This window comes from Actinosynnema sp., from assembly GCF_052038725.1.
Map to the genome: position 1 here is coordinate 1 of NZ_JBQGCX010000987.1, position 10,579 is coordinate 10,579.

At 76.8% G+C, this 10,579-nt stretch carries 9 protein-coding genes; 6 read left to right on the top strand and 3 right to left on the bottom strand.

The window, feature by feature from the left end:
• Positions 1–451: 451 nt before the first annotated feature.
• The 5 genes from ACTUAL_RS20905 (at position 452) to ACTUAL_RS20925 (ending at position 5,396) form a co-directional block, all read left to right on the top strand.
• Entirely contained in the window at positions 452–1,477 is a 1,026-nt protein-coding gene (locus tag ACTUAL_RS20905; protein ID WP_440901436.1) for an NAD(P)-dependent oxidoreductase, read from the top strand.
• Positions 1,478–1,563: 86 nt separating this feature from the next.
• Positions 1,564–2,430, top strand: a complete 867-nt coding sequence (locus ACTUAL_RS20910; protein ID WP_440901437.1) for a hypothetical protein — start codon at positions 1,564–1,566, stop codon at positions 2,428–2,430.
• 155 nt (positions 2,431–2,585) lie between these two features.
• Positions 2,586–3,191, top strand: a complete 606-nt coding sequence (locus tag ACTUAL_RS20915) for a TetR/AcrR family transcriptional regulator (protein WP_096491945.1) — start codon at positions 2,586–2,588, stop codon at positions 3,189–3,191.
• Positions 3,192–3,240: 49 nt separating this feature from the next.
• The gene (locus tag ACTUAL_RS20920; RefSeq protein ID WP_096491946.1) at positions 3,241–4,620 is read left to right on the top strand and encodes a dihydrolipoyl dehydrogenase family protein; all 1,380 of its coding nucleotides are present in this window, start codon (positions 3,241–3,243) and stop codon (positions 4,618–4,620) included.
• Between the two features lie 404 nt (positions 4,621–5,024).
• Positions 5,025–5,396 (top strand): hypothetical protein, encoded by a 372-nt coding sequence (locus ACTUAL_RS20925; RefSeq protein WP_096491947.1) that lies wholly within the window; start codon positions 5,025–5,027, stop codon positions 5,394–5,396.
• A 12-nt stretch (positions 5,397–5,408) separates the two neighbouring features.
• Here the strand turns inward: ACTUAL_RS20925 and ACTUAL_RS20930 are convergent, their stop codons facing one another.
• Positions 5,409–6,665 carry a hypothetical protein gene (locus ACTUAL_RS20930; protein WP_440901438.1) on the bottom strand — a complete coding sequence of 419 codons (1,257 nt, stop codon included), beginning with the start codon at positions 6,663–6,665 and terminating at the stop codon, positions 5,409–5,411.
• A gap of 382 nt (positions 6,666–7,047) precedes the next feature.
• Here ACTUAL_RS20930 and ACTUAL_RS20935 point away from each other — a divergent pair, with 382 nt between their 5' ends.
• Positions 7,048–7,551: a DUF3145 domain-containing protein gene (locus ACTUAL_RS20935; RefSeq protein WP_096491949.1), complete on the top strand. Its 504-nt coding sequence runs from the start codon at positions 7,048–7,050 to the stop codon at positions 7,549–7,551.
• Between the two features lie 332 nt (positions 7,552–7,883).
• Here ACTUAL_RS20935 and ACTUAL_RS20940 read toward each other — a convergent pair whose 3' ends face one another.
• On the bottom strand, positions 7,884–9,578 hold the full coding sequence (locus tag ACTUAL_RS20940) for an ATP-binding cassette domain-containing protein (protein ID WP_096491950.1): 1,695 nt from the start codon (positions 9,576–9,578) through the stop codon (positions 7,884–7,886).
• A 181-nt stretch (positions 9,579–9,759) separates the two neighbouring features.
• Positions 9,760–10,467, bottom strand: coding sequence for an ATP-binding cassette domain-containing protein (locus ACTUAL_RS20945; protein WP_440901439.1), 708 nt, complete (start codon positions 10,465–10,467; stop codon positions 9,760–9,762).
• Positions 10,468–10,579 lie beyond the last annotated feature (112 nt).

The following is a 10,579-nucleotide window of genomic DNA, read 5'->3' on the forward strand; positions in this document are numbered from 1 at the left end:
GGAGTCCGCTCGCGGCGAGCCCGGCGGTGGCGCCCGGCGCGGGACGCGCCCGCGGGGTTCGCCCGCGGTGCCCGGCTGCGGGACGCGCTTGGGTAGTCGGCTGCGCCCTCGTCCACGTGACGTGCCCGCGGGGTCCGCTCGTGGCGCCCGCCCGCAGGACACCTTCGGGGAGCGCGCTCGTCGGTGCGGGTGAACCGGGGGTGTGCCCGCTCGCCCGTGCTCCGGTGCGGCTGGCGGCCTGCGCGGACCCGCCCTCGGGAGTTCCGCGCGGCGGTTCGCGGTCGTGGGGCGGGGGGTGGGCGGCCTGGGCGTGGTGGTTCGGTGGCGGGGGCCGTCGTCCGCCCGGCGGAGGTCGGGCGGGTGAGCGGGTGGGCCGCCGGTCGGGTGAGCGGGGTGCTCGGGGGTGATCGCTGACCGGGCCCGATCGGGCGGGCGGTCGTAGGCTGGCCCGGTGCGCCATGACCCGGTGTCCGTGCTCGGCATGGGTGCGATGGGGCTCCCCATCGCCCGGAACCTCGCGCGCGCCGGCTTCCCGGTCACGGTCTGGAACCGCACGCCCGGCAAGGACGGCTCCGCGCGGGCGCTCGGCGCCACCTCGGCCGCCACGCCCGCCGACGCCGCCCTGCCCGTGGTGCTCACGGTGCTCCCCGACCTGCCGCAGGTCCTCGAGGTGCTGCACGGCGGCCCGCCCGGTCGGGCAGGCATCCCGCAGCAGCCGGGTGGCGCCGACCCGGCGCACGAGCCGAACGGCAGCGGTCCCGGCCCCGCGGTGAGCCCGTGGCCCGCCACCTCCGGCGCCGGGCTGCTCGACGGCTGGCGGCGCGCGGGCACCACGAACCCGCTGCTGGTCGTCATGGGCACGGTGTCCCCCACCGGGGTGCGCGAGCTGGGCGCGGAGCTGGCCCCGCTCGGCGTGCGGGTGGTCGACGCGCCGGTGTCCGGCGGCGACGTCGGCGCCGAGGCGGGCACCCTGAGCGTCATGGTCGGCGGCCAGGCCGACGACGTGCTGCGGCTGCGCCCCTACCTGACCGCGCTCGGCACCACCGTCCGCCACATGGGCCCGCTCGGCGCAGGCCAGCTCACCAAGGCGGGCAACCAGGTCGTCGTGGCCGCCACGCTCGCCGCGATCTCCGAGGCCCTCGCCCTGACCGGCAAGAACGGCCTCGACCCCGAGCTGGTGCTGGAGGTGCTCTCCGGCGGTCTCGCGGGCGGGCGGGCGCTGGAGGTCAAGCGGGAGAAGTGGCTGACCGGCGACTACACCCCCGGCGGGTCGGCGGCGAACCAGCTCAAGGACCTCGGGTTCGCCATGGAGACCGCCCGCGCGTCCGGGGTGCCGCTGCCGGTCACCGCGACCGTCGCCCAGCTGTACACCGCGATGTGCGCGCTCGGCCTCGACCAGGCCGACCACAGCGGCGTCTACCAGGTGTACGAGCACCTCAGCGGCCTGCCCAGCTGGAGCACCCACCACGGCCGGTGATCATCGATCGCCCGAAGGGCGGCATCGGTCGCGCACCAGGGTGACACCTGCTGTCCGGGAGGAGCACCGGCGGCAGGCTGGCACGGGTGAAGGAGCATCGGCGGGAACTCGTCCGGTTGTGCCGCTGCGCCGTGGCCCGCCCCCGCTGGCAGCTCGTCGCGGCGGCGGTGGTGTCGGTGTGGTCGCTGGCCTGGGTGGTCGGCCAGGTGCTGCACCGGCCGAGCCCGCTGGACGTGGTCGCGTCGGCGGCGCGCTGGGCGGGCGTCCCGGTGGGCTGGCTGGAGGCGGTGGCCGACTGGTGCGGCGGGCGCACCGGGTTCCTCGCGGTCGTGGGCGGGCTGCTGTGGGCGGTCACCACCGAGCGCAGGCAGGGGCGGGCGCTGCTCGGCTGGGTCGCGGTGATGCTGGCCGCCGAGTCCGTCGGCTACGGCGCGGTCCGCCACGCGCTGCTCGCGCTCGGCGGGTTCCTGCTGGTCGTGGTGGTGCTGTCGCTCCCCGGCAGGCGGGCGTTCGTGGTGGACCGGGTCGCGCTGATCCCGCGCGACGTGCTGCGCGCCGGGTCGACCGCGCTCGCGCTGGCCGCCGTGGTGCCGCTGGTCGCGCCGGGCCTGGCCGTGGCGGGCCTGCTGAGCCCGTACGTGACCCGGCCCCCGCGCCCGCGCGCCCCGATCACCCCGGTCCGGGCGGACGCCGCCGAGAGCGCGCCGAGCCCCGCCGGACCGGCGTCGGCGGCCTCGCCCGCAGGCGCCCCGCGGGCCGCGGCGACCACCCCGCCCGTCCACACCCCCGCCCCGGCGTTCACACCTGCGGCGCCCGCCGCCACCGCCCCGCTCCCGCGCACCCCCGGTGACGACTCCGCCCACCCCCTGAAAACCCCGCGCGCCGACACCCCCGCCGAAACCCCGTCCGCCGAAAGCGGGCCGAGGGCCGGTGAGCGCGCCGGTCGCCGGTGACCCGACCGCAAAGCGCGGTTATTGCCACGGCAACTATGCGAAACCTGTTCACGTCCTTCGGTCACAATCGCGTAGGAAGTTTGGGTTCAGCGGTCCGCATCCACCAAGATGACCCGGTGCATGACAATCCCGCCGTAAAGCGCTTAGCCAAGGTGATGCGCCGTCAACCCGTTCAGCAGCGCGGTGCGGCCACGGTCACCGCCATTCTGGACGCCTGCGCGTCGCTGCTGAACGAGCACGACTACGACGACATCACCACAGCCCGCATCGTCGAGCGCGCGGGCGTGCCGATCGGCTCCTTCTACCAGTACTTCCCGGACAAGCGGTCCGTTGTGCACGCGCTCGCGCTGCGCGGGATGCAGGACTACCTCGGCAAGGTCGAGAACGTCTTCTCCGCGGGCGGGCTCTCCGACGACTGGCGCGAGGCCGTCGCCCAGGTCATCGGCATCTACCTCGGGATGCTGGTGGAGGCGCCGGGCTTCGGCCGGGTCCGGTTCAGCGACCTGCACGACGGGCACACCCTCGACTCCAGCATCGACCAGTACGAGCTCATGGCCGAGCGCCTGGCCGAGCTCTTCCTCACCCGGTACCCGGTGCGCGGCGACGCGCCCGTCGCGCTCACCTTCCGGATGGTCGCCCACACCGCCGACGCCCTGTTCAAGCTGGCCGAGCGGGTCGCGCCCGACGAGCGGCCCCAGGTGCTGCGGACCGCCAACGGGGTGATCCTCCGGATGCTGTCCGGCGTCTTCGACCCCGCCTGACCCGACCCCCTGACTTGTCGTGCCGGTCCACCCGGTGTGGGGTGGACCGGTGACGGGTGACAACTTCGACGTGATCGTGATCGGTGGCGGCCCGGTGGGCGAGAACGCCGCCGCGAGGACCGCCGCCGCAGGGCTGCGCACCGCGCTGGTGGAGGCGGACCTGCTCGGCGGCGAGTGCTCCTACTGGGCCTGCATGCCCAGCAAGGCCCTGCTGCGCCCCGGCCACGCGCTGGCGGCGGCCAAGCGGGTGCCGGGCGTGCCGGTGGGGGACCGGCTCGACCCGGCCGCCGTGCTGGCCAGGCGGGACTCCTTCACCTCGCACTGGGACGACGCGGGCCAGGTGTCCTGGGCCGAGGGCGCGGGCATCGTGGTGGTGCGCGGGCGCGGGTCGCTGGCGGGGGAGCGGCGGGTGGACGTGGACGGCCGGGTGCTCACCGCCTCGCGCGCGGTGGTGGTGTGCACGGGCAGCGAGGTGAGCCTGCCGCCGCTGGACGGCCTGGACTCCACCCCGCACTGGACCTCCCGCGAGGCGACCTCGGCCAAGGAGCCGCCGGAGTCGCTGGTGGTGCTGGGCGGCGGCGTGGTCGGCGTGGAGATGGCGCAGGCGTGGGCGCGGCTCGGGTCCGAGGTGACGCTGGTGCTGTCCGGTGAGCGCCCGCTGCCGAAGTTCGAGGCGTTCGCGGGCGACCTGGTCGCCGAGGGGCTCCGGGCCGACGGGGTGCGGATCGTGACCGGCGCGCGGGCCCGCGCGGTGGCGGCGGTGGACGGCGGGGTGCGGCTGACCGGCGACGGCGTCGACGTCACCGCGGCGCACCTGCTGGTCGCCACCGGCCGCAAGCCCGCGACCACCGGCATCGGCGTGGAGCAGTTCGGGTTCGAGGCCGGGAAGGCGCTGCCGGTGGACGACGCCGGGCGGGTGCGCGGGGTCGACTGGCTGTACGCGGCGGGCGACGTCACCGGGCGCGCCATGCTCACCCACCAGGGCAAGTACGCGGCGCGCGCGGTCGGCACGGCCATCGCCACCGGCGCGGTCGACCCGGAGCCGTGGACGGCCGCCGTCGCGACCGCCGACCACACCGCCGTGCCGCAGGTGGTGTTCACCGACCCGGAGGTGGCGTTCGTCGGCCGCACCGAGGCGCAGGCGCGCGAGGCCGGGCTGGACGTGCGCGTGGTCGACCTGGACCTCGCGGTGGCCGGGTCGTCGCTGCACGCGGACGGGTACCGGGGGAAGGCGCGGATGGTCGTCGACGAGTCGACCAGGACGCTGGTCGGCGTGACGTTCGCCGGGCCGGACACGGCGGAGCTGCTGCACGCGGCGACCGTGGCGATCGTCGGCGGGGTGACCGTGGACCGGCTGTGGCACGCGGTCCCGGCGTACCCGACGATCAGCGAGGTGTGGCTGCGGCTGCTGGAGGCCTACGGGCTCTGAGCGGCGGGCGGGGCCCCGGCGGCGGCTCGGGCCCCGCGCACGGCATCCGCGCGGTGACGTCTGCGTGGTGACGTCCGGGCGGTGGCGTCCGGGCGGTGGCGGGGGTCGGACCGGGTGCGGTCCGGCCCCTACCGCGCGGTTTCCCGGCACCGGCGCCCCGCCGCCTCCCGGTTTTCGCCGCCAAAAACGCATATGCACCTTTGCGTTTCCGGTCGAGGTTTTTCGGCGCCGTTCCGCCCGACCGCGAAAACGCGCTCCGACCAATTCGGCAACACCGCTTCTGATTTCCGCGGGCCCGTTTCGGTCACGGCCAGGTCAACAACCGCTTGCAGCTCCGACCCGGTGCGCCCGTTCGCCCCCGAACGGTCCTCCCGGCCCGAAATGATCGCCCTACACTCCGGAAGATGACCAGGGGAACCGTCCTGCTCGCGTCCGCCGCGGTGCTGTGGTGCGCCTACGTCATCGCGACCACCTTCGACCCCGCTTCCCCGGCGCTCCCGTCGACCGCCGCGTACCTGCCGGGCTTCCTGCTGCTCCCGGTGGTCGCGCACACGCTCCACCGGGCGAGGCAGGACGCGCTGCTCTGCCTGGCCCACGTCCCCGCCACCGTGCTCGCCGCGGGCTTCGCCGTCGCGGTGGCCGGCTGGCTGTTCTCCTGCGGCGCGCTCGTCGGCAGGCCGGGCACCGAGCTGCTGAGCGCCATCGCGGGCATGGTCATCGTGCTGCACGTGGCGTTCGGCCTGATCGCGGTCGGCCTGGTCCGCAGCGGCGGCTGACCGGCCCGCCGGTCACCGCGCGGGCAGCCCGAGCGCCTGCTCGGCCAGCGCGACCAGCGCCGGGTCGTCCGCGGCCGACACCCCGTCCGCCCACACCGCCTGCGCCACCAGCACCCGGTCCCGCCGCGCCACCGAGCTGATCGCCGAGTTGTCGAACGACGCCGGTCCGCCCTCCCAGGCCCCCCGCTCCCCGACCAGCGGCACGATCCCGCCGCTGCCCACGCGCGCCGCGACCTCGCGCAGCGCCGCCGCGCCCTCGGCCGTCGACGCCGTCACCTCGGCCAGCGCGACCGCCGCCGCCCGCCCGTCGACCTCGGTCGAGTACTGCGCCCGCGCCAGCTCCCGGCACCCGTTGGCCTCCAGCCAGGCCTGCACGTCGCCGAACGCGTGCTCGGCGCACCCCGCCCCGCCGTCCCGGCCCCGAGGCGCGAAGCTGCGCCCGTCCACCACCACGGCGGTCGGCCCGGCCTGCGCGGAGGCGGTCGTGCTCGGCCCGGCGGCCTGCGAGTCGTCGCCGGACGAGGCCACCGCCGTGAGCACGCCGACCAGCGCGAGCAGCCCGACCCCGGCGGCGGCCTGCGGCAGCCACCTCGGCCTGGCGGGCTCGGCCCGCGGGCGGACCTTCGGCAGCAGCACCGTGCTGGCCGACGCCAGGTCCTCGCTCGCGTCGGTGAAGCCCTCGGCGAGCATCGCGGAGCGCTGCGGCGGCGTGCCGACGGGGGCGAGCACGGCGATGAGCTTGGCCGCGTGCTCCGCCGAGCACGGGCGGTCGCTGGTGGCCAGCTCGCGCGCGGCGGCCAGCAGCGTGGTCGGCTTCGGGTGCAGCACCCGGACGCCCTTGTGCAGGTCGGCGCTGGGCTGCACGACCTGCCCGACGTACGGGCCGACCGCGACGACGGTGGTCACCGGCAGCGGCTCGCCGCGCATGTCCTGGATGCGCCGCGCCACCGCCTGCGCCGCCTCCAGGGCCTCCTGCGCGGGGCTGGTCGCGCCCGCCGGGTGGTTCAGCGGCCAGCCGTCGGTCTTCCACTGGCCCGACAGCGGGGCCTCCAGCTTCAGCGCGGGCTCGGGCAGGTCGACGCCGACCACGACCAGCACGCCGCGCGGCAGCACCACGACCGCGTCCAGCGGCCGGGGGCAGTCCGGCGGCTGCGCGCCCAGCAGGGCGAAGCCGCCCAGCACCGAGCCGCCGGGTCCCCACGCGCTGAGCGCCGCCCGCACGTCCGCGCCGACCCTGGAGGGCTGGTTCCCCAATCGGATCAACCGCACTCGACCACCCCGTTCACCACGATCGGACACCGTAGCCCCGTCGGGGTGCACCGGGCCGCGAGGTGCGCGGGTTCCGGCGTTCAGTGAGCGGCATCACTCGAACGCGCCCCACGATCGGGGGTCGGGTGATGATCGGCGTGTCATCAGCGCCCCGTGCGCGCCCAACCCCGTACCGTGATCGACCGGACCGGCGGGCCGTGGGGCAGATCGCGTTTCAGGGTCGAAAGACCTGTATCCACCACGGCCGGGTGACGCTTGTGCTGGTTCTTCTGGCGGACCGCACCCGCAGCGGGCAGAATGGCCGGGTCGGGAATTCGCATGATCTTCCGTGGTCGAGAGGTCGTAGGGGAAGACGTCCCTCGTCGAGTAGCGGAGGTCAGCTGTGAGCACCCGTGGCAGCACCAGTGGCGTGGTCTACGTCCACTCGTCGCCGTCCGCGGTCTGTCCGCACGTCGAGTGGGCTCTCTCTGGCGCACTCGGCGATCGGGTGGACCTCAAGTGGACTGCGCAACCCGCGGCGCCGGGGCAACTGCGCGCCGAGTGCGCCTGGACCGGGGACGCCGGCACAGGCGCCAGACTCGCGTCCGCGCTGCGCGCGTGGCCGATGCTCAGGTTCGAGGTGACCGAGGACCCGAGTCCCGGAGTCGACGGGGTCCGCTACTGCTTCGCGCCGATCCTCGGCCTGTGGCAGGCGCGGACCAGCGCGAACGGGGACATCGTGGTCTCGGAGGACCAGCTCAGGTCGCTGGCCGCCCGCAGCCGGGGCGGGGAGTCGTTCGCGCACAACGTGGACGAGCTGCTCGGCGCGGCGTGGGACGACGCGCTGGAGCCGTTCCGCAGGGCCGGTGACGGCGCCCCCGTGACCTGGCTGCACCGAGTCGGCTGACGCCGCACCCGGCACACCCCCGCGGTGGCGCCGGGTACCGGCGTGCCGAGGTTCCGGGAGCGCTCCCGGTGTGGATTCCCCGGCAGGACCGGGTTTCCGCGCGGCGCGGTCCCAGAACGCGGTCCCAGGACACGGGGCCCAGAACGCGGTCCCAGTGCGCGATCCCTGGGCGTGGCGCCGAAGCGGTCGTCGACCGCGTGCCGCGCGCCCCGGACACCGGATCCCCCGGTCGGGGCGAATTCGTTGGCAGCACGAGCTTTCCGCCGATCCGGCGCCCTCCCGGCGGACGCGGTCGGCGGCCTGATCCCGCGCCGCCGGACCGGTCCGACCGCTCAGCCCGCGACGGCCCTCGGGCCCTCCCAGGCGGCCATCAGGTTCGCGTAGGCCGGTGAGGCGGCCACCAGCTCCGCGTGCCCGCCCAGCAGCGCCGGTCCGCCGTCCATCACCAGCACCCGGTCCGCCCGCAGCGCCGACGACAGCCGGTGCGCGATCACCACCAGCACCCCGCCGCGCGCCGCGAAGGCCCGCTCCACCACGGCCTCCGCCGCCGGGTCCAGGCTGGAGGTGGCCTCGTCCAGCAGCACCACGTCCGCCGGGCACGCGTGCACCCGCGCCACCGCGAGCAGCTGCGCCTCCCCGGCGGACAGCCCCGACGCTCCGCCCGCCGCGACCTCCCCGTCCAGCCCGCCGAGCCGCCGCACCACCGCCCCGGCCCCGACCGCCTCCACCGACCGCAGCAGCGCGGCGTCGTCCGCGTCCGGGGCGAGCAGCGCCAGGTTCTCCCGCACGGTCCCGGCGAACAGGTAGGTCTCCTGCGGCACCAGCGCGACCCGCTCCCGCCGCACCTCCGGCCGCACCAGGTGCACCGGGACCCCGCCCAGCAGCACCCGGCCCGCGCGCGGCGCGACCAGCCCGGTCACCAGCCCGGCGAGCGTGGACTTCCCGATGCCGCTGGGCCCCACCACCGCCAGGTGGTCGCCGGGCGCGAGCGCCAGGTCCAGGTCCCGCACCACCGGTTCGGCCCGCTCGCCCCAGCCGAACGTCACCCCGCGCAGCACCACGTCCGCGCCCGCCGGTTCCAGGTCGCCGCCGCCGACCGCGACGGGCGCGGTCTCGGCGAGCCTGCGCAGCGCCACCACCAGGCGCAGCAGCACGGTCGTGGCCACGTCGGCCAGCCCGGACAGCGCGGGCCGCACGCTGGTCCCCAGGTACACCACGGCCCCGAGCAGCCCGCCCGCCGACAGCCCGCTGCCCGGCGCGAGCAGCACCAGCAGCACCACCGGCGCGAACCCGCCGAGCCCGATCACCACCCCGCGCAGCGCCGCCGACCGGGCGAGCCGCACCGAGGCGCCCGCCTGCGCGTCGACCCGCCGCGCGATCCCGCCCAGCGCCTCGTCCCCGGCGCCGCACGCCACCACGTCCCGCACCCCGAGCAGCACCGCGCCGGAGTTCTCGGCGGTGTCCTCCTCGGCCAGCACGAGCGCCCGCTGCCCGCGCGCCAGCGACGGCAGCAGCGCCGCGAACAGCACCAGCGACACCAGCACCGGCAGCACCACCGCCCACGCCAGCCCGTCGACCACCGTGGCCAGCCCGACCAGCGCGGCGACCGTGGTCACCAGCAGCCCGCGCGCCTGCACCAGCAGCCCGGCTGTGGCGTCCCGCACGACCTCGACGTGCCGGGTGATCCGGGCGACCGCGCCCGCGTCCGGCGTCCGCCGGTGCGAGCGCCCGCCGTGCAGCACCCCGCGCACCACCTCGGTGACCAGCGCGTCCCGCAACGGCTCGACCACCACCCCGAGCCCCCGGTACACCTGCCGCCGCCCGACCGCGCCCGCCACCGCGACGGCCGCGAACCCCAGCAGCCACAGCACCCCGGCCCCCAGGTCCCCGACCGCGAACCCCCGGTCGACGGCCAGCGCGACCAGCCGCCCGGACAGCAGCGCGGGCACGCCCTCGACGAGCGACCACACCAGCAGCACCAGCACCCCGCGCCGCTGACCGGCCAACGCGGCCAGGTAGGACCTCATGACTGCACCGCCTCGGGGGTGGGGGACGTGCGGGGGAGGTGGGGCGCGAGCGGGGAGGCGCCTGCTTCACGGGGGTCGCGGGCGGCCGGGCGGTGGCGCGGGTTCCCGCGCGCCGGAAGTGCTCGCGGGGCAGGGGTTCCTCCTGCGGCGCGTTCCCGCGCGGGCGCGCCCGGTCTGCCGCTCACCCGAACACCGCCCGGTAGTCCGGGTCGAGCCACAGCCGCCCGTGGTCGCCGGTCCCGCGCACCCGCCCGTCCTCCAGCCACACCACCGAGTCCGCGCGGGCCGCCGTCGCCGCGCGGTGCGTCACCACGATCCGGGTGCGGCCGGGCAGGGCCGTCTCCAGCGCGTTCTCCACGGTGGCCTCGGTGACGGTGTCCAGGCTCGCGGTCGCGTCGTCCAGCACCAGCACCTCGGGGTCGCGCACCACCGCGCGCGCCAGCCCGAGCCGCTGCGCCTCGCCGCCGGACAGGGGGGTGTCGGCGAGCGGCGTCGCGTAGCCGAGGGGGAGGCGCACCACCACGTCGTGCACCTGCGCGGCCCGGCAGGCGCGCTCGACCCGCTCCGGGGACGCCGCCGTCCCGTAGGCCACCGCCGCGCCCACGGTCTCGCCCAGCAGCGCGGGGCGCTCGAACGCGCAGGCCGCCGCGCCACCGCGCAGCACCCGCCCGGACTCCGGCGCGGTCAACCCGGCGACCACCCGCGCCAGCGCGGACTTCCCGGCGCCCGACCGCCCGACCACCGCCACCCGCGATCCGGGCTCCACCACCAGGTCCACCCCGCGCAGCACCCCGGCCGACACCCCGCGCAGCTCCACGGCCCCGGCCGCGACCTCGGCGACCGCACCGCCGCCCGCCACCACCTCGGCGACCGCAGTGCGCCCGGCCACCGCGGCCGGAACCGCTCCACCCGCAACCACTTCGCCCGCAACCACTTCGCCCGCCGACGTCCCGGCCGCAGCCGCGACACCCGCAGGTGTCCCGCCCGACACCGTCCCGCCG

What these genes read in the sequence shown, in the direction of transcription:
- ACTUAL_RS20925 (WP_096491947.1), top strand. Translation starts at nt 5,025, where the DNA reads ATGACCAGGGGAACCGTCCTGCTCGCGTCCGCCGCGGTGCTGTGGTGC.
- ACTUAL_RS20915 (WP_096491945.1), top strand. Translation starts at nt 2,586, where the DNA reads ATGCGCCGTCAACCCGTTCAGCAGCGCGGTGCGGCCACGGTCACCGCC.
- ACTUAL_RS20940 (WP_096491950.1), bottom strand. Translation starts at nt 9,578, where the DNA reads ATGAGGTCCTACCTGGCCGCGTTGGCCGGTCAGCGGCGCGGGGTGCTG.